Consider the following 18,306-nt stretch of genomic DNA (forward strand, 5'->3'; position numbering starts at 1 on the left):
GGCCTGTTTGGTTTAGATTTATTGATGGTAGTTTTGCAAGAAGCGTTTGAGTTTGTCCATGGCTTCTTCGATTTGATGAACGGGCGGCAGGGTAACGATACGGAAGTGGTCTGGGCGTATCCAGTTAAAACCTGTACCTTGGACGAACAAGACTTTTTCACGCACGAGCAAGTCGTAGACGAATTTCATGTCGTCATGAATGCCGTACATTTCGGTATCGATTTTGGGGAACATATACATCGCGCCCATGGGTTTGACGCAGGAAACGCCGGGGATTTGGTTGATCAGTTCCCATGCCTTATTGCGTTGTTCCAACAGGCGGCCGCCGGGCAGGATAAATTCGTTGATGCTTTGATAGCCGCCCAAGGCCGTCTGAATGGCATGTTGCATCGGTGTATTGGCACACAGACGCATGGAGGAGAGCATATCGAGGCCTTCGATATAGCCCTTGGCATGATGTTTCGGACCGTTGAGCACCATCCAACCTTGGCGGAAACCGGCGACGCGGTAGGCTTTGGAGAGGCCGTTAAACGTAATGGTCAGCAAGTCGGGGGCGAGGGCGGCAATGTGATGGTGTACGGCATCGTCGTAAAGAATTTTGTCGTAAATTTCATCGGCAAAAATAATCAGGCCGTGTTTACGTGCCAGTTCGGCGATTTCCAGCAGGACTTCTTTGCTGTACACCGCGCCGGTCGGGTTGTTGGGGTTGATGACGACGATGGCTTTGGTTTTCGGCGTAATTTTGGCTTCCATATCGGCAAGATTCGGGAACCAGTCGTTTTCTTCGTCACACAAATAATGACGCACATTGCCGCCGGCCAGTGTCGCGGCGGCGGTCCACAGTGGATAGTCAGGCGCAGGAATCAGGATTTCGTCGCCGTCGTTGAGCAGCGCCTGCATGGACATGGTAATCAATTCGGAGACGCCGTTGCCGATGTAAACGTCATTGACGGTAACGTCGAGCAGTCCTTTGGTTTGATAGTAATGAACGATGGCTTTGCGTGCGGAATAAAGGCCTTTGGAGTCGCAATAGCCTTGAGAAGTCGGCAGGTTGCGGATAACGTCAACCAAAATTTCATCAGGCGCTTCAAAGCCGAACGGGGCAGGGTTGCCGATATTGAGCTTGAGGATTTTGTTGCCTTCTTCTTCCAGTTGCAGGGCTTTTTTATGAACCGGACCGCGGATGTCGTAGCAAACGTGGTCCAGTTTTGATGATTTAGGGAATTTCTCCATGATGTGTGTTCCGTAAAATTGTTAACAATGGGATAAATGTACTCTTTTTGCGGGTAAATTAAAAGGGTTTCAGACGGCCGAGGCTTACTTATTGCGCTCTTCGGAACGGCGAACCGTCACGCTTTTGCCGCCTATGCCCCAGTTGTCCATATCGATTTCGTCAATGACGACAACGGTCGTCTCGGGATTTTTGTTGAGAACGCGTGAGAGTAATTCGGTGACGCCGCGGATTAATTCGGCTTTTTGCTCCGCACTCGGGGCTTCGCTGCCGCCGGTTACTTTGATGTTGACGTAAGGCATGGCTTTTTCCTTTTAAAATAGCGTTCGTATGTTATCTTATTTTTATCAGGCCGTCTGAAATTTGATTGCAGGATTTTTCATTGCTTATGTCTGCTTTTACAAAGAATTAAGTTTTTTGGAATAGATTGTTTTTACAATGCGGTTTTATTTTGGATGGATATCGTCATGAACCGTTTTCTTCAGACTTTGATTGTGGCCGCACCGATGGTGATTGCCGCTCCTTATGTGGCGGCGGAAACGCATCCGGCGCAAAAGCAGATGCAGCAGAACATTGATGCTGTGTTGAAAATTGCACGCAATACTTCTTTGACAGAAGCTCAACGTGTGAAACAGGTTGAGCAGTATGCCAACCGTTATCTGGATTATGAACGTATTTCGGCTTTGGCTGTCGGCGCTCCATGGCGTGAATTTTCTGCCAAACAGAAAACCGATTTTATCCGTGCATTCAAAGATATGGTGATTGCGATGTACTCGCATTCTGCACTGATTGGTGCGGCGGATGCGAATGTGCGCCTGTTGCCGAAGATGACGGCAAACGGCAATAAGTTTGACGTTTTCTCAGAAATTCAAACCAAAAAAGGCACCAAGTATGAAGTAGCCTACCAGCTTTACCAAAGCGGCGGTGCGTATAAGATTTACAACATCCGCGTGGACGGTACCAGCTTGGTAACGGTATACCGCAACCAATTTGGCGAGCTGATTAAGAGCAAAGGCATTGATGGTACGATTGCGACTGTCGAAGCCAAGGGCTTGAAGAAACAATAAGGCAGATTGATAAAAAGGCCGTCTGAATGTTCAGACGGCCTTTTTGTGTTACGGGCTGATTAAGCACGTTTGCGGAATTCGCCGGTACGGGTATCGATTTCGACTTTGTCGCCGTTTTCGATGTAAGACATCACTTGGATTTCAGTGCCGCCGACCAGACGTGCGGTTTTCATCACTTTACCGGAGGTATCGCCTTTAACGGCAGGCTCGGTGTATTCAACTTCGCGAACGATGATGGTAGGCAATTCTACGGAGATTGGGTTGCCTTCGTAGAAAGTGACTTCGCATACATCTTCCATGCCGTCAACGATGAATTTCAACGCGTCGCCGATGTTGTCGGCTTCGATTTCGTATTGGTTGAATTCTTCGTCCATGAAGACGTACATTGGGTCGGCAAAGTAGCTGTAAGTACAGTTTTTGCGGGCCAAGATTACGACGTCGAATTTGTCGTCGGCTTTGTAAATGGTTTCGGAAGCGGCACCGGTCAGCAGGTTTTTCAGTTTCATGCTGACTTTGGCGGAAGAGCGGCCGCCTTTGATGTATTCGGTTTTTTGAACGACCATAGGATCGTTGCCGACCATGAATACGTTGCCGGCGCGCAGTTCTTGTGCTGTTTTCATTGTGGTTTTCCAATCAAATCGGTTGTAATAAAACGCGCTATTTTAGCGTATTTTTTTGTGCTTTGAAATAAAGGCGGCAAGTTTTTCAACGGCACTTTTTTGAGCAAAAAGTCCGTCCCGCCATTTTGCCGCGCTTTGGCGCCATTCGTTTTGATGTGCCGTCAGGGTTTGCCATGCCTGCAGGCGCTGGTTGTCGCTGAGTGTTTCACCGTTGTTGAGTTCGTCGGAAAGACGGCGGTGTGCCGTGGCGACAACATCCGGATAAACCTGATGTGCTTTGTCCCAAAACGCGTGTAGTTTGTCGAGATGGATATTTTCTTCTTGCGGATAGATGTGCCAAAAGAAAGGTTTTCCGGCGAGCTGGGCGCGAACAAAGCTGTCTTCGCCGCGTATGACGGCGCCGTCGGCAAGGTTAAGCAGTTTATCAAAATCCTGTTGGGGGACAAAAGGGATTTTGATCAGGGTAATGTGTTCGCTCTGATACACATCGCCGTCTTCAAGCAGGACGTTTGGCAGCACTAGGCCGTTGTTTTTCAGGCTGGCGATGATTTGTGTACCTACAAGCAGCAAGGTAATGGGTTGGCAGGCCTGTTGCCACATGGTCAGCCATTTTGCCCAAATATCGCTTTGATAGCCGAAAAGCAGCCATTCGGACGCGTTTTTTGCGGGAAGTTTGAGTTGTCGGCGTAAGGTTTCCGTATCAAAGCGGGCAGATTCGGCGTAATCGTGTTCGCGCAGCAGGCCGCCGCTTTTTTCGCTGAAACCCATAAACCAAAAGTATTTCTGTATGCCGCCGGCCTGGGGTGAAGGCATTAAGTGCAGCCTCTCGTTGCTGTCTTCCGCGCTGAGGTATTCCCAGTTGAGCCAAAGCGGTCGGTGTTTGCGGATGATAGTTTGAACGTTGTCGGGCAGTTCGCAGGCAAAGGTCTCGATAACAACGTCAGGAGTAGGGGCTGTATCGGTATCTTCGGCATGGTCGGCTTGCCAGGCGTGAATGCCGATGCCTTGATGGATATTGGGAATCGAGGCCAAATCAGGGCAGAGTGCCTGAAGGGATGGGAAATCGTCTGTCCATAAATGCACTTGCCAGTTGAGTTCGCGTTGCAAAATACGCGCCAGCCGCCATGAAACGCCGATGTCGCCGAAGTTATCGATGACGTTGCAGAAAATCCAGCAGGTATAAGGTGGGGTGGTGTTCATGGAAAAATATGCTCAAGGCCGTCTGAAAACATCAGAATGCGCCGAAATAGTGGAACAAATAAACAATCAGCAAAACAATCGGGATAAACATCCAAATGCTTTGCCGTTTCAATTCGGGCTCTTGTTTGAGATGGTGTTTGATGACGTCAAAGAGGATGAATTTGAATAGGAACGTGGCTTCGCAGGCAAGGATGATGCCGTTGATGAGGTGTTGCGTTTTGTCTTCGGGCGGGTTGAGGGCAAACCACAAAAGGGTGGCGAGCGGAATCAGACAGACGGCGAGCCAGCGCAGAAGGATGGGTTTGGACATGGTGTGTGTGCAAGAAATAAAAAGGGCATTATACCCTGTCGTCTTTCAGACAAGTGCAAATCAGGCTATCATTCGTTTTATTTGAAGCGAACATTTATCCCTATGCAAACCCAAGCCATCATCCGCCATATTGTTCAATGGCTCAAAGATTACGCCGAGCAGGCGCGTGCCAAAGGTTTTGTCGTCGGCGTATCCGGCGGCATTGATTCTGCCGTGGTTTCCACCCTTGCAGCGCAAACCGGGTTGTCGGTTTTGTTGTTGGAAATGCCGATTCGTCAGAAATCCGACCAAGTCAACCGCGCGCAAGAACACATGGGCCGTCTGAAAAAGCGTTATCCCAATGTAAAAGCGCAAAGCGTTGATTTGACCCAAACGTTCGATACTTTTGCCGATACCGTTGACGTCAGCGAAACCGAATTTCCCAATAAACAGCTGGCACTGGCCAATGCACGCAGCCGCCTGCGCATGACGACGCTTTATTATTACGGCCAGTTGCATGGTTTGCTGGTGGCGGGAACGGGCAACAAAATTGAAGATTTCGGCGTCGGTTTTTTCACCAAATACGGCGATGGCGGCGTGGATATCAGCCCGATTGCCGATTTGACCAAAACCCAAGTGTACGCGTTGGCCGCCGAGCTGGACGTATCGGAAGACATTCAAAAAGCTGTACCGACAGACGGACTTTGGGATACCGAGCGTACCGATGAAGAGCAAATGGGCGCATCTTATCCCGAACTCGAATGGGCGATGAGCGTGTACGACAGCCACAAGCCTGAAGATTTTGAAGGCAGGCAGCGCGAAGTTTTGGCAATCTATACCCGATTGCACAAAGCCATGCAGCACAAAGTCAATCCGATTCCGGTTTGCAAGATTCCGGAAGAATTGTTTTAAGTCTGAACATCAAAAGGCCGTCTGAAAACGCTGGATTAAGGTTTTCAGACGGCCTTTTATATTTTATTTCAATAAGAATTGGGAATATGCTTGAAAAACAGCATCATCAAATACCAAAACAGCGTAGCGGCCGCCGCGCCCAGCAATACCCACGCGCTGATTTTGGCAATTTCCCGAATGGTGCGCTTTTGTTGGCGGCTGAACAAACGGTTCACAATCAATGCCGCTATGGCGCAAAAGAAAAAAAATCGCAAAAGCCTGCCTATCATTCCACATTCTCCCAAAAATATTGCCTTTAATCAGGGCAGGCCGTCTGAAGCCTCATGCACAAAACAAAAACGAAACGTTATAATACCCCTTTTGCCGCTTCACTTGGAAATTACAAATGACAACAAATGCCTCAGTGGGCATTGTAACGCCCCAGAAAATCCCGTTTGACACACCGCTTGCTCTAGAAAACGGCAAAACCTTACCCCGTTTCGACCTGATGGTTGAGACTTACGGCACACTCAATGCCGACAAAAGCAACGCCGTCCTGATCTGCCACGCCCTGTCAGGCAATCATCACGTTGCCGGCAAGCACAGTGCAGAGGATAAATACGCCGGCTGGTGGGACAATATGGTCGGCCCCGGCAAACCCATCGATACCGAACGCTTTTTTGTGGTCGGTTTGAACAACTTGGGCGGCTGCGACGGCAGTACCGGCCCTTTATCCGAGAATCCTGAAACCGGCCGCGAATATGGTGCGGATTTTCCGGTTGTAACCGTCAAAGACTGGGTGAAGTCCCAATCCATGCTTGCCGATTATCTCGGCATTCAAAAATGGGCGGCCATTGTCGGCGGTAGCTTGGGCGGTATGCAGGCATTGCAATGGACGATTTCTTTGCCTGAACGCGTTGCCCACGCGCTCGTTATTGCTTCTGCGCCTAAACTCTCCACTCAAAACATCGCGTTTAACGATGTTGCCCGTCAGGCTATTTTGACCGATCCCGATTTCCATGAAGGCAATTACCGCAGCCATCATACCGTTCCTTCACGCGGTTTGCGTATCGCGCGCATGATGGGGCACATTACCTATCTTGCCGAAGACGGCTTGGGTAAAAAATTTGGCCGCGATTTAAAATCAGATGGCTATCAGTATGGTTACGGCGTTGAATTTGAAGTGGAATCTTATCTTCGCTATCAAGGCGACAAGTTTGTCGGCCGTTTTGATGCCAATACTTATCTGCTGATGACCAAGGCACTCGACTACTTTGACCCGGCTGCTGATTACGGCCACAACCTCACGCGCGCTGTGGAGAATGTACAGGCCAAATTCTTCGTTGCCAGCTTCAGCACCGACTGGCGCTTCTCGCCGCAACGTTCGCATGAATTGGTCAAGGCATTAATCGCCGCACAAAAATCCGTGCAGTACATTGAAGTCAAATCCAATCACGGCCACGATGCCTTCTTGATGGAAGACGAAGCCTATATCCGCGCGGTTGCCGCTTATATGAACAACGTTTACAAGGACTGCCAAAAATGAATCTGCGCGACGATTTGCAACTCATTTATGATTGGATACCCGAAGGCAGCCGTGTACTCGATTTAGGCTGCGGCGACGGCGAACTGTTGGCCGCGTTGGTGGAATATAAAAATTGCACCGGCTACGGCGTTGAAATCGATACCGACAGCGTGATTGCCGCCATATCCCGCGGCGTGAACGTCATTCAAGCCGATTTGGAAGAAGGTTTGGCGGCGTTTGGCGATCAAAGTTTTGATGTGATTGTCTTGAGCCAAACCATTCAGGCGATGCAGAACACGGAAAAAATCCTGCGCTGCCTGATGCGCGTGGCCAAGCAGGCCATCGTCAGCTTCCCTAACTTCGGCTACTGGCGCAACCGCTTTCAAATCGCCGTCGGCGGCCATATGCCGGTTTCCGAGCGGATGCCGTATCACTGGTACGATACGCCCAATATCCATTGGTGTACCCTCAAAGACTTTGATTTGCTGTGCGCCAAAAACAAAATCCGCGTGCTTGAGCGTGCGGTCATGACGGGCAACCGACAGGTCAAACATCTGCCGAATTTATTGGGCAGCCTGGCGTTTTACCGCGTGGGTTGATTGCGGTGATCAATAAAGGCCGTCTGAACAGATCATCACGAAAGCATGGCTTTTGCGGATACCTGTTCAGACGGCCTTTTATTGTTCAAGCTGGTTTAAACCTGTTTCAATTTTTTTAATAAGGCCAAGCTGCCGGCATCGACCAGACGGTAGGTTTCGTCAAAGTCGCCCGTGTACCACGGATCAGGAACGTGGTTATAACCTGAATCGGGAATAAGGTCGGTCAGTTTGAAGATTTTGCCGGGGTGGAAACCGAGCTGCTTTTCAGTTTCTCTGAGGTTGTTGTCGTCCATCACGATGATGTAGTCGAAATGTTCGGCATCGCTGGGTTTGATTTTGCTGCTGGTAAAGCCTGACGGGTCGATGCCGTGTTGCTTGAGCGCGCGGCGCGTGCCTTCGTGCATGTCTTCTCCGTCGTGCCAACCTGATGTGCCTGCGCTGGCAGTAATGACGGCATTGCCCATGCCTGCTTCGCGGGCGCGGTGGCGCAGGACGTATTCGGCCATGGGGGAGCGACAGATGTTGCCGAGGCAGACGAAAAGGATTTTGTGGGTTTTCATGTTTGTGAAAATGAGCGGTAAGGTTTGAAAATAAATGCAACACGCTAAACCGTTTTCAGACGGCCTTGGCGTGTTGCATTTTCAATTTAGTTTACATTGCTGAAGAAAGGATTATGGCCTTCCAGTTTCAATGCTTGGGCATAAGTCGGGATGTTCTCGTTTTCGCCCAATGGGTTGTGCAGCAGGTAGAGGTGCTCGATTCGGCATTCGGCCATCAGGTCGAGGAAGTTTTGCTGAACGATGGCGATATTGTCGGTTGAGGCCAGCTCCCAAGTGAAGGTCTGCGGAACGATTTCAAACGCACTGTCTGTCGCGTTGAAGCTGAACTGGAGCTTACCGTCCGCTTTCGCTGCGGCAACAACGCCGACACGCGGGCTTTGCATACGGATGGCGCGGATGGCGTTGGTGGCAAAAACGTCCATGGCCATGCGTTGGCGGGTGTGGCTGCCTTCGGTCAGCGCGTCAAGCGGTGTATTGGGCGAGAGCGGGTTGGTAAAGAGGGTAACGCCGTCGAGTGCGAGATGTTCTTGCCAAACCTGCATCAGTGGCAGGCCTGCTTGTTGCAGGTTGAGGCCCAAGGCCGTCTGAATGTCTTTATTGCCGTAGCCCAGCGCGTAAACAACATGGACGGATTGACCTTCGGGCAGCGTTAATGGTTTGTATTCGAATTTTTGCAGGAATGAGCCTGCCGCCTCATCGTTTTGCTTGGCTTGGAACCATTCGCCCGGGGTAACGCTGCTCAAATCGGTCGATTGGACGAGGTAGGGCAGCCATTGCGTGTTTTGCGTGAGGGCGCGCAGGTTGGGGTAGTTTTGCAGGCAGGCGAAGAGGGCTTCGGTAGGCAGCGTGAGCGGCAGGATTTGTTCTTTTTTGCAACCGGCGACCAAAACGACAGGCAGGGCAAACCATTGGGCTTCGTTATCGTTTTCTGCTTTCAGGACTTCGCCTACGCTTTGAATCAGGCTGGTGTAAGTGCCGACATCGGGCGCCATGGTCATTGCCAATGAAAGGTTGATGTAATGGTTTTGGCTGAGCATGGTGCGGATTTCGGTTTGCAGTTGGCCGGCTGAAAGCTTGCGTGATGCGGAGGAGGAGTTGTGCGCCAGCTGATAGGCATTGAGCAGAAGGTAGTTTTTGATAGGGCTCTGCGGATAAGGGCGGGTATCTGGAAGAACAAAGGTTTTCATGACGGTTTGAAGTGTTGTGTTGTAAGTGTGGCGATTATAGCAATTTAGTCAGTCGGTGTGCTTGTTAATACATGAAATTCAAATAGCGATAAGGGAGACGCTTCATTTTCATAAGGTTTAAGTATCGGCATTTTCTAAGTTGAGGAGGGCAAATGCCCGATGTGTTATAATCCATGACCAAACATAATTCAGAAAGGAACAAAATCATGCGCTTGCTTCATACTATGCTGCGTGTCGGTAATCTCGAACGCTCTTTGGGCTTCTATCAAAACGTATTGAACATGCAACTGCTGCGCCGCCGCGATTATCCTGAAGGCCGTTTTACTTTGGCTTTTGTCGGTTATGGCGATGAAGCAGACCATACTGTTTTGGAACTGACCCACAACTGGGATACCGAGTCTTACGACTTAGGCAATGCTTACGGCCACATCGCGATTGAAGTCGATGATGCTTATGCGGCGTGTGAGCGTGTCAAAGAAATGGGCGGCAAAGTGGTACGCGAAGCCGGCCCGATGAAACACGGCACGACTGTGATTGCGTTTGTCGAAGATCCGGACGGCTACAAAATTGAATTTATTCAAAAGAAAAGCGGTAGCGATTCGGTGCAATATTCATCTTAAGATATAAGATAATGGAAAAGGCCGTCTGAATATTCAGACGGCCTTTTTTTGATCAACCCAACTGTTTTTGCTTTTCGCTCAACAGGGCGTGTACTTGAAGCGCGGTAGCGTAGCGGTCTTCTCCCGCTTCAATCGGATCAAGGAAATGCAGCTCGACCGTGCTGGAAGGCTGGCTGATGACCATGCAGATAGATTGCCAGAGGCTGATGTCACCGTAGTAGGCAGTGTGCGGATTGGGGCTGCTGCCGTCCGGATTCGGATAGCGGCAGAGTGCCGGAATAATCGGTACGCCTGCATCATAGGCCGTCTGAAAAAAGCTAGGTTTGAACGGCAGGATTTCACGCCCTTCAGTACTGGTGCCTTCGGGGAAAATGGTGACGGTATCGCCGTTTTTCAGTGCTTCGGTTACGCCGGCGATTTTGGCAGAATTACCTTTGATGCCGCGGTTGCGCGAGACATAAACCGTTTGCGCCTGCGTGGCGAGATAACCGACCACCGGCCATTTGGCTACATCATCTTTAGCCACGAAACGGCCGGGGAAAGCGCCGTTGACCGCCATAATGTCCAACCATGAAATATGGTTACTGATAAGCATCTGGCCGCGGCCTTCTTGCGGCGGCGTGCCGAAAGTTTGCAGTTTCATGCCGCAGGAAGCAAGCACGCGCAGCGACCATAATTGGATCGCGCGCAGTTTGCGTTTGCTGCTGTAAAAGGGAAACAGAAAAAACATTTCGGCCATGCCGTACAAAAGGCAGCCGGCAATGCAGAGAAGACGGAAGATAAAACGGATTTTGGCGGTCATTGTGTGTGTTTTTATAAAGATTAGGCAGGCCGTCTGAAGTTTCAGACGGCCTTTTATTATGAATCGGTTTTAGGGGCAAAACGCTGCAAGTAGCGGTCGGAAAGGTGGTTGATGTCCATCATGATCAGTACATCCGCACAGTTGAATGCTTCATCGACGCAAGGCTCGCCGCAGAACCACGCACCTGCTTTGAGATAGCCTTTGATCAGGGCAGGTACAGGCGGATTTTCAGACGGCGTGATGCTGTCCCATTTAAGCGGGTTGAGCGGTTTGACACACCATTGTGCCGGAGCGAGGTATTTGTCTTTCAAAGCATGATACAGGCCGGCCGCATCGTTGCCGCCGTCACGCATTTCGATACTGCCGCAACCAATCATAAAGCGAAGGTTTTCGTCTTTCATGAATTTGACCAAACCGGTCCACAACAGCATGACCAAGCCGCCGTTGCGGTAGTCCGGGTGGGTACAGGCGCGGCCAAGTTCGACGGTTTGCGGCAGGATGTCTTTCAAAGGCTCAAGGTTAAATTCATGCTCACTGTACCAGCCACCGACTTTTTTTGCGGTTTCTTCGGTAATCAGGCGGTAGCAGCCGATAACTTCGCCTGTTGCATCGTCAAACGCGAGCAGATGGTGGCAATGTTCATCATAAGGATCGACATCGCGGCCGTCATCGCTTTCGATTTCCGCCCCCAATTCTTGGGCAAAAACCTGATAGCGCAATCTTTGGGCGGCTTCGATTTCAGCTTGGGTTTCTGCAAGGCGTACGCTCAGGCCGATTTTGGGGCCCGTTTGATTGAAACGGCTAGGGGACATGATGTTTCCTGTTTGAAGAAAATGGCTGATTATAGCGGATATACGGACAGATTTATATTGATTTGCTTTGCGGTAGGGCAAATTATGTCGGGTTGTTGGAAAAAGGCTTCAGGCCGTCTGAATTTGGCATGCCAAGCGGTAGAAGCGTAAAATCAACGTTTTTGCCGCTTTTTTATTATGGAAACCTCTTTCCTGCTTGCCGGAAAAATTACCGAGCTGACGCTGATTGTTTTGATGGGCGTGGCCTTGGTGAAGGCCGGGCTGTTGAAATCGGAAAACAGCTATACGCTCTCCGTCATTGCGCTTTACCTGATCAGCCCGTCTGTCATGATTCATGCCTTTCAGATGGACAATACGCCGCAGATTATCGAAGGGCTGAAGCTTTCCGTTATGCTGGCGGTGTTTTTCCATGTGGTGTTGATTGTTTTGGGCAGGGTGTTTAAACACTTGTTCAAACTCGATGCACTCGAACACGCGGCGACGGTGTACAGCAATTCGGGCAACCTGATTATCCCTTTGGTAATGTCGGTCTTTGGTGCGGAATGGGTGATTTACACCAGCGGTTTTATCATGGTGCAGACGTTTTTGTTTTGGACGCATCTGCGCCTGTTGATTTGCGGCCGAGGTAATGTGGCTTGGAAAACCATTTTTACCAATATCAACATCTTATCCATGCTGGTCGGGCTGCTGATGTTTGCCTTTCAAATCAAGCTGCCGCATATTGTCGATAATACTTTGGCGACGGTGGGCGGCATGATTGGCCCGGTTGCTATGTTGGTAGCGGGCATGCTTTTGGCTTCCTTGCCGTTGCGCTCGATTATGTGGACGCCGAGGCTTTATCTTGTTGCTTTTTTAAGGCTGATTTTGATTCCGATATTATTGCTTTTCGCCGTCAAAGCCTGCGATTTTGCCCATCATGATGCGCATGCGGATACGGTTGTGTTAATCAGCTTTTTGGCAACGACTTCGCCTGCCGCTTCGACAGTTACCCAAATGGCGGTTGTTTACGGCAAAAATGCCCAAAAAGCCAGCGCGATTTATGGGTTGACGACCTTGCTTTGTGTGGTAACCATGCCGGTGATGATTGCGTTATATCGTTGGATTATTTAAGAAAAGGACAGGCCGTCTGAAACTTTGACTTTATGTTTCAGACGGCCTGTTTGGTATTTTAATTTTGAAAATAACTTTTATTATCAATTAATTAAGTAATTAAAAAACTATACAAAGCCGTTTGCAGCGTGTATCCTTATGTCTAACATTCATCCAATATCAATCTTTAAAGGAACACAGCCATGACCGACTTTACCGTTTGGGAAACCGCACCTTTCAATTCCACCATTGACCATATTTTGCAGCGTTACCACAATGTCCACCGCGCCCAGTTTGAAGAGTTGGTTCCGCTGGCGCAAAAAGTGGCGCAGGTTCATGCCGACACTTTCCCTGCCGAAGTTCCTGATTTGTTGGCCTATATGCAAAACGAGCTGTTGATGCACATGATGAAAGAGGAGCGCATGTTGTTCCCGATGATTAATCAGGGGGTGGGTCGCGGCGCGGCCATGCCCATCAGCGTGATGATGCATGAACACGAAGACCACGATCAGGCCATCGCGCGCTTGGAAGAATTGACCAATAATTTTGAGCTTCCCGAAGGCGCTTGCGGCAGCTGGACCCGTTTGTACACATTGGCCAAAGAGATGGTGGACGATTTGAAAAACCATATCCATTTGGAAAATGAGATTTTGTTCCACCGCGTTTTGGCTTCTTAAAATTTGAGCTTAATCAAGGCCGTCTGAATGTTCAGACGGCCTGTTGTTTAATCCCTTGCTAATTTAGTGCAATGGTTCTAGAATTTTAATAAAGAAACAAAATTAGGCAGTAAAGGCACACATCCGTTTTTTTGTTTACTTGAGAAGGAGTTTATGAATGAAACATTCTAAAGTTTTACTATCGGGTATTCTGTTTGTTGCTCTGACTGCGTGCGCCCAAACGACGGACGGCAGCTGGAGCGCCCTGCAGGATACGAAAACAGGCGTGCAGTCGCGGCCTTATTATGAATTTGGCAATGTGGTTCAGAAGATTTCTTTTAAGAAAACCGGCAATCCGGAAAATGGTCTGAAAAAGCCTGTCTTGACGGTGTATCGTCAGGGCAAGCTGTTGGGTGAAGCATATAATTTGGAAGCCTCTCATGGTAGCCCCTTGTTGCCAACCCTGTTTCTGGTAAACGGCAAGTCATTAAATGTAAATGACGGCAACGATAAAAAACAATTGGCTTCTGCGAAGAGAATCGATTTTTACGATTTCGGCCACGGCCGTATCGGCCATGCAGTCTTTACCGCGCCTAACGGCATCTGTCAGGATATGAAACACGGCAAAGGCGTTTCCTACAAGCTGGTTACCAACTATGTTAATTTTCCGGATTATCCTTCACCTGAAAATATCTTGATTATTACTGCGCAAGGTAAATATGAGCAAGACGGGTTTATATTGGATTCCACTGAGTCAAGAGTGACCAGTGCCAATAAAGAGTTTGCCAGAAAATATGGCGAAGCCCTGAAATCCAAGAATGGCCCTGAGACCAGGCATGTGAATATGGCCAATGCAGCCAGCGCGGAAAAAGGCAGACTGTTGGCTGATTATATCTGTCAGTAATCATATTAAAGGCCGTCTGAAATTCAGACGGCCTTTTTAAATCATGAATGCATCTCTTGTTCAAACGACAGCAGAATCTGTTTTACTTCATCCGCTTCTTTGACGGCACGGATACGGTCGAACAATATCTGCGCCTGTTCAAACTCTTTTTTCATCATGCCCAGCCATTGTTTCAAACGGGCAACCGGATATTTGTTGTTGGCCTCTTTGGCAAGGCATAAGTCGAAGAATTGGACTATCCATGAGGAGACTTCGGCAAAGTCGGTGTCTTTCACTGTTTCGCCGTTTTCATATTGCTTGATTTGCCGCGCCAAGTCTGGACGGATCACCGCGCCGCGCCCGAGCATCACGCTGTTGCAGCCGCTGACGGTTTTAATATCGAGATAGTCTTGAAGGCTGAACACATCGCCGTTGGCAGTAACGGGAATACTGACTGCATCGCGGATTTTGCGCACCCATTCCCAATGTGCCGGCGGTTCGTAGCCTTCGACTTTGGTGCGCGCATGGACGGTCAACGCGCATGCGCCGCCGTTTTCAATCGCGGAAGCGCATTCCAATGCCAGACTTTTGTCTTCATAACCGAGCCGCATCTTGGCAGTCAGCGGAATGTGTTGCGGCAGGCGTTGGCGCAGGGTGTGGACAATGTGGTAAATCAAGTCGGGCTCTTTGAGCAAGACCGCACCACCTTTGTGTTTGTTGACCGTCGGCGCGGGGCAGCCGAAGTTGAGGTCGATTTTGTCCGCACCGAAACGCACGGCTTCCAAAGCATTGACAGCCATGTTTTCCGCATCGCTGCCCAAAAGTTGGACAGTACAGGGCGTGCCGGCCGGCGTGCGGTTGGCATGGGCGATTTCGGGAACATATTTAAGCCAAGTGGCGCGTGAGTGGACCGTGTGCGTAATGCGGACAAATTCGCTGACGCATTCGTCAAATCCGCCAATACGCGTTAACAGGTCGCGCATCACATCGTCCACCAGCCCCTGCATGGGGGCAAGAATAAGCTGCATGAGTCAGGCCGTCTGAAAAAAGGAGGACATATTGTAGCGGTATATCGGTTAAAATACAGCTTCCTTTTTCAGACGGCCTTTTTATGATGCACACAATTCCGGCAACCGCCGCCATGTTGGTAAAAAATTCAGAACGTTATCTTTCAGAAGTTTTGAGTGCGTTGAAAGACTTTGACGAAGTCCTGCTGTTGGACAACGGCTCAACCGACTGTACTTTTGAAATTGCCAAGGATTTTCCCAATGTCAGCTATTACAAGCATGACTTTATCGGGTTTGGCCCGATGAAAAATCTGGCGGCCAGACTGGCGCAAAACGATTGGATTTTCAGCATAGACAGCGATGAAGTAGCGGATGAGGCTTTAATCGAATCCATTCGTGCGGCCGTTTTGGAAAATGAGAAGGAGCATATTTTTTCACTTTCCCGTCTGAACCATTACCACGGCAGACTGATTAAAGGTTGCGGCTGGTATCCAGATATTATTCCACGCCTTTATCATCGCAGATTTAGCCGTTTTTCCGACCGTCAGGTGCATGAGTCTTTGGTGTTGCCGCAGGAAGCCAAGGTTAAACAACTTGATGGCCGTCTGAAACATTATTCTTTTGAAAACGCCGAAGGACTGATCCAAAAAATGCAGCAGTACAGTTCGCTGTATGCGGAAGAAAATCGTTTTAAGAAAGACAGTTCGCCGTTTAAGGCTTTGCTGCATGGCGGCGTATCGTTTGTGAAGAATTACCTGCTCAAGCGCGGTTTTGCCTATGGTGCAGACGGCCTGACGATTTCAGTTTCCAATGCACAAGGTTCGTATTACAAATATGTCAAACTCTACGAGCGCAACCGCACGATAACCGTCTCCCTCATCATTACCACTTACAACCGCCCAGATGCTTTGGAGCTGGTGTTGAAATCGGCTTTATCGCAAACCCGTCTGCCGGATGAGATTATTGTCGCGGATGATGGCTCAAGGCAGGAAACCGCCGAAGTGGTTGATTTTATCCGCCGCAGGACAAGTATTCCCGTTAAGCATTCATGGCAGCCGGATAGAGGCTTTCGTGCTGCCGAATCGCGCAACCGTGCGCTGGCGCAGGCGAAAAGCGATTATATTGTGTTGATTGACGGCGATATGGTCTTGGATCCGTCTTTTATCGCCGATCATTTGAAGATTGCCCGAAAGGGCCGTCTGATACAGGGTTCCCGCGTGATTTTGACTGAGGATAAAACGCAGGATATTTTGAACGAAGGCGATTTGCCTGCCTTGTCCATGTTCAGCTCGGGGATAGAAAAACGGCTTTCCGCCCTGCGCTGCCGTTGTTTGGCCAAATTGGCAGGCAGAAAAGGCAACCGCAAACACAAAGGCATCAAAACCTGCAATATGGGCTTTTTCCGCAGCGATGCGCTTGCCGTCAACGGGTTTGACAATAGCTTTGTCGGCTGGGGCAGGGAGGACAGCGAATTTGTCGCCCGTTGCTATCATAACGGAATGAAGCGCCATAATTTGAAATTTGCCGGCATTGCGTACCACCTCTGGCACAATGAGGCAGAACGAGATTCCTTGCCGCAAAACGATGCCTTGTTGGAGGCGACTTTGTCAGAACGTAAAATCCGCTGTGTTCATGGCGTATCGGATTTTGTAAAAGATGAAGAAGTAGCCGGAAAATAGCCTTATCATCTTTTTAAATCATAGAGGCCGTCTGAAAATCTTCAGACGGCCTTTTTTGTGTTTTTAAAAACCTAGCGGTTAAATGAGAATATTATTTATTTGATATAGATCAGTATGTATAATTAGGTAAAGTATGGTTATGGAAGAGGGTTTACTCTATAATCCAACCGTTTGTAATTTTATTTCGGTCAAAGCCGGATTTTGGGAGTTGTGATGTCAACTATGTTTTTTATCCAGTTTGCCGTTGTGCTGCTGTGTATCCTGATTGGTGCGCAGGTTGGCGGTATTGGTTTGGGCGTGCTCGGCGGTATCGGCTTGGCCGTATTGTCTTTTGGTTTCCATCTTCAGCCGACCAGTCCGCCGATTGATGTGATGCTGATGATTATGGCGGTAGTGTCTGCTGCGGCGGCCATGCAGGCCAGCGGCGGTTTGGACTATATGATTAAGATTGCCACGCGCGTGTTGCACCGCAATCCGAAATACATCACCTTTATCGCACCGGCGGTAACTTACACCTTCACCGTCTTGGCAGGTACAGGCCATGTGGCTTACTCGGTCTTACCCGTGATTGCCGAAGTCAGCCGTCGCAATGGCATACGTCCTTCCCGTCCGTTGACGATGGCGGTTATCGCTTCCCAATTTGCGATTGTCGCCAGCCCGATTGCCGCCGCCGTTGTTGCTTGCGTCTCTATGCTTGAGCCGCAGCACATTACGATGGCGGACGTGTTGAAAGTCACCGTTCCGTCCACGATTTTGGGTATCGGTTTGGCTTGCGTGTTCGTAAACAAACTGGGCAAAGAATTGAAAGACGATCCGTATTATCAGGCTTTGCTGAAAGACCCGAACTATGTGAAAGAATACATCGATGTGGAGGAGCAACAAACTGATGTCGCCATTTCGCCGAAAGCTAAATTGTCGGTCGGTATTTTCTTGACTGCGGCATTGCTGGTGGTCGTGATGGGTGCGCTGCCTGAGCTGCGTCCGGCTTTTGAACACGATGGCGCAATCAAGCCTATGGGTATGGCGCATACGATTGAAATCGTGATGTTGTCTGCTTCTGCGCTGATTATTCTGGCGTGTAAACCCAATGGCGATGCGATTACCCGAGGTTCGGTATTCCATGCCGGTATGCGTGCCGTGATTGCAGTATTTGGCGTGGCTTGGTTGGGCGATACCTTGATGAGCGGCCACTTAACAGAAGTGGAATCGACCGTCAGCCATTTGGTTGAATCTGCACCATGGACCTTTGCCTTTGCCCTGTTTATCTTGTCGGTATTGGTCAACAGCCAAGGCGCGACAGTGGCAACACTGTTTCCAATCGCCATCAAACTGGGTATTCCTGCGCCCATCATTATCGGCACATTTGTTGCGGTAAACGGCTATTTCTTCATTCCGAACTACGGTCCGATTATTGCCGCTATCGACTTTGATACAACCGGCTCAACCAAAATCGGCAAATTTATCTTCAACCACAGCTTCATGATTCCAGGCCTGTTGAGCATGGCATTTAGTTTGGCGTTCGGTTTGTTGTTGGTTCAACTGTATTATTGATAGGCTGAAAAATGAAGGCCGTCTGAAATTAAATTTCA

At 49.4% G+C, this 18,306-nt stretch carries 21 protein-coding genes; 10 read left to right on the forward strand and 11 right to left on the reverse strand.

The window, feature by feature from the left end:
• Positions 1 to 18 precede the first annotated feature (18 nt).
• Positions 19 to 1,233 carry a pyridoxal phosphate-dependent aminotransferase gene (locus ACTHTY_RS02020; protein ID WP_440366301.1) on the reverse strand — a complete coding sequence of 405 codons (1,215 nt, stop codon included), beginning with the start codon at positions 1,231 to 1,233 and terminating at the stop codon, positions 19 to 21.
• A gap of 84 nt (positions 1,234 to 1,317) precedes the next feature.
• On the reverse strand, positions 1,318 to 1,533 hold the full coding sequence (locus tag ACTHTY_RS02025) for a tautomerase family protein (protein WP_440366302.1): 216 nt from the start codon (positions 1,531 to 1,533) through the stop codon (positions 1,318 to 1,320).
• A gap of 165 nt (positions 1,534 to 1,698) precedes the next feature.
• On the opposite strand from ACTHTY_RS02025, the gene ACTHTY_RS02030 reads away from it, so the two are divergent.
• Positions 1,699 to 2,298: an MlaC/ttg2D family ABC transporter substrate-binding protein gene (locus tag ACTHTY_RS02030; protein WP_070813915.1), complete on the forward strand. Its 600-nt coding sequence runs from the start codon at positions 1,699 to 1,701 to the stop codon at positions 2,296 to 2,298.
• Between the two features lie 59 nt (positions 2,299 to 2,357).
• On the opposite strand, the gene efp is transcribed toward ACTHTY_RS02030, so the two are convergent.
• The 3 genes from efp to ACTHTY_RS02045 are packed head-to-tail and all read right to left on the reverse strand — an operon-like array spanning position 2,358 to position 4,428.
• Positions 2,358 to 2,918: an elongation factor P gene (efp, locus tag ACTHTY_RS02035; RefSeq protein ID WP_049351376.1), complete on the reverse strand. Its 561-nt coding sequence runs from the start codon at positions 2,916 to 2,918 to the stop codon at positions 2,358 to 2,360.
• Positions 2,919 to 2,960: 42 nt separating this feature from the next.
• A complete protein-coding gene (earP, locus tag ACTHTY_RS02040; RefSeq protein ID WP_440366303.1) occupies positions 2,961 to 4,118 on the reverse strand; it encodes an elongation factor P maturation arginine rhamnosyltransferase EarP in 1,158 nt (385 codons plus the stop codon).
• 31 nt (positions 4,119 to 4,149) lie between these two features.
• A complete protein-coding gene (locus tag ACTHTY_RS02045; RefSeq protein WP_440366304.1) occupies positions 4,150 to 4,428 on the reverse strand; it encodes a hypothetical protein in 279 nt (92 codons plus the stop codon).
• A gap of 102 nt (positions 4,429 to 4,530) precedes the next feature.
• Between ACTHTY_RS02045 and nadE the strand changes: the two genes are divergently transcribed.
• Positions 4,531 to 5,319, forward strand: a complete 789-nt coding sequence (gene nadE, locus ACTHTY_RS02050; protein ID WP_440366305.1) for an NAD(+) synthase — start codon at positions 4,531 to 4,533, stop codon at positions 5,317 to 5,319.
• A gap of 68 nt (positions 5,320 to 5,387) precedes the next feature.
• On the opposite strand, the gene ACTHTY_RS02055 is transcribed toward nadE, so the two are convergent.
• Complete coding sequence (locus ACTHTY_RS02055) at positions 5,388 to 5,588, reverse strand: protein MIGRI (RefSeq protein WP_003747144.1); 201 nt, start codon at positions 5,586 to 5,588, stop codon at positions 5,388 to 5,390.
• 116 nt (positions 5,589 to 5,704) lie between these two features.
• Between ACTHTY_RS02055 and metX the strand changes: the two genes are divergently transcribed.
• Together metX and metW are read left to right on the forward strand one after the other, a co-directional pair.
• The gene (metX, locus tag ACTHTY_RS02060; RefSeq protein WP_440366306.1) at positions 5,705 to 6,844 is read left to right on the forward strand and encodes a homoserine O-succinyltransferase MetX; all 1,140 of its coding nucleotides are present in this window, start codon (positions 5,705 to 5,707) and stop codon (positions 6,842 to 6,844) included.
• Positions 6,841 to 7,422 carry a methionine biosynthesis protein MetW gene (gene metW, locus ACTHTY_RS02065; RefSeq protein WP_440366307.1) on the forward strand — a complete coding sequence of 194 codons (582 nt, stop codon included), beginning with the start codon at positions 6,841 to 6,843 and terminating at the stop codon, positions 7,420 to 7,422. The genes metX and metW overlap by 4 nt, the downstream gene beginning before the upstream one ends.
• 95 nt (positions 7,423 to 7,517) lie before the next feature.
• Here the strand turns inward: metW and ACTHTY_RS02070 are convergent, their stop codons facing one another.
• Positions 7,518 to 7,982 (reverse strand): low molecular weight protein-tyrosine-phosphatase, encoded by a 465-nt coding sequence (locus tag ACTHTY_RS02070; RefSeq protein ID WP_440366308.1) that lies wholly within the window; start codon positions 7,980 to 7,982, stop codon positions 7,518 to 7,520.
• A gap of 86 nt (positions 7,983 to 8,068) precedes the next feature.
• Positions 8,069 to 9,169 (reverse strand): conjugal transfer protein, encoded by a 1,101-nt coding sequence (locus tag ACTHTY_RS02075; RefSeq protein ID WP_440366309.1) that lies wholly within the window; start codon positions 9,167 to 9,169, stop codon positions 8,069 to 8,071.
• A gap of 206 nt (positions 9,170 to 9,375) precedes the next feature.
• Between ACTHTY_RS02075 and gloA the strand changes: the two genes are divergently transcribed.
• Positions 9,376 to 9,789: a lactoylglutathione lyase gene (gene gloA, locus ACTHTY_RS02080; protein ID WP_070826157.1), complete on the forward strand. Its 414-nt coding sequence runs from the start codon at positions 9,376 to 9,378 to the stop codon at positions 9,787 to 9,789.
• A gap of 52 nt (positions 9,790 to 9,841) precedes the next feature.
• On the opposite strand, the gene ACTHTY_RS02085 is transcribed toward gloA, so the two are convergent.
• A complete protein-coding gene (locus ACTHTY_RS02085; protein WP_003747133.1) occupies positions 9,842 to 10,591 on the reverse strand; it encodes a lysophospholipid acyltransferase family protein in 750 nt (249 codons plus the stop codon).
• 56 nt (positions 10,592 to 10,647) lie between these two features.
• Complete coding sequence (locus ACTHTY_RS02090; RefSeq protein ID WP_107867562.1) at positions 10,648 to 11,403, reverse strand: GNAT family N-acetyltransferase; 756 nt, start codon at positions 11,401 to 11,403, stop codon at positions 10,648 to 10,650.
• Between the two features lie 177 nt (positions 11,404 to 11,580).
• Here ACTHTY_RS02090 and ACTHTY_RS02095 point away from each other — a divergent pair, with 177 nt between their 5' ends.
• The 3 genes from ACTHTY_RS02095 to ACTHTY_RS02105 all read left to right on the forward strand — a co-directional run bounded on the left by ACTHTY_RS02095 (position 11,581) and on the right by ACTHTY_RS02105 (position 14,052).
• Positions 11,581 to 12,513, forward strand: a complete 933-nt coding sequence (locus ACTHTY_RS02095) for an AEC family transporter (protein WP_440366310.1) — start codon at positions 11,581 to 11,583, stop codon at positions 12,511 to 12,513.
• A gap of 182 nt (positions 12,514 to 12,695) precedes the next feature.
• A complete protein-coding gene (gene dnrN, locus ACTHTY_RS02100) occupies positions 12,696 to 13,169 on the forward strand; it encodes an iron-sulfur cluster repair protein DnrN (protein WP_440366311.1) in 474 nt (157 codons plus the stop codon).
• Positions 13,170 to 13,326: 157 nt separating this feature from the next.
• Positions 13,327 to 14,052 carry a hypothetical protein gene (locus tag ACTHTY_RS02105; protein WP_440366312.1) on the forward strand — a complete coding sequence of 242 codons (726 nt, stop codon included), beginning with the start codon at positions 13,327 to 13,329 and terminating at the stop codon, positions 14,050 to 14,052.
• 41 nt (positions 14,053 to 14,093) lie between these two features.
• On the opposite strand, the gene ACTHTY_RS02110 is transcribed toward ACTHTY_RS02105, so the two are convergent.
• Positions 14,094 to 15,059, reverse strand: coding sequence for a tRNA dihydrouridine synthase (locus ACTHTY_RS02110; protein ID WP_070813926.1), 966 nt, complete (start codon positions 15,057 to 15,059; stop codon positions 14,094 to 14,096).
• An 83-nt stretch (positions 15,060 to 15,142) separates the two neighbouring features.
• On the opposite strand from ACTHTY_RS02110, the gene ACTHTY_RS02115 reads away from it, so the two are divergent.
• Positions 15,143 to 16,717, forward strand: coding sequence for a glycosyltransferase family 2 protein (locus tag ACTHTY_RS02115; protein ID WP_440366313.1), 1,575 nt, complete (start codon positions 15,143 to 15,145; stop codon positions 16,715 to 16,717).
• A gap of 222 nt (positions 16,718 to 16,939) precedes the next feature.
• The gene (locus ACTHTY_RS02120; RefSeq protein ID WP_440366473.1) at positions 16,940 to 18,268 is read left to right on the forward strand and encodes an anaerobic C4-dicarboxylate transporter family protein; all 1,329 of its coding nucleotides are present in this window, start codon (positions 16,940 to 16,942) and stop codon (positions 18,266 to 18,268) included.
• Positions 18,269 to 18,306 lie beyond the last annotated feature (38 nt).

Origin of the sequence: Neisseria sp. P0019.S002 (genome assembly GCF_051957155.1) — a bacterium.
Classification (GTDB): domain Bacteria; phylum Pseudomonadota; class Gammaproteobacteria; order Burkholderiales; family Neisseriaceae; genus Neisseria; species Neisseria perflava.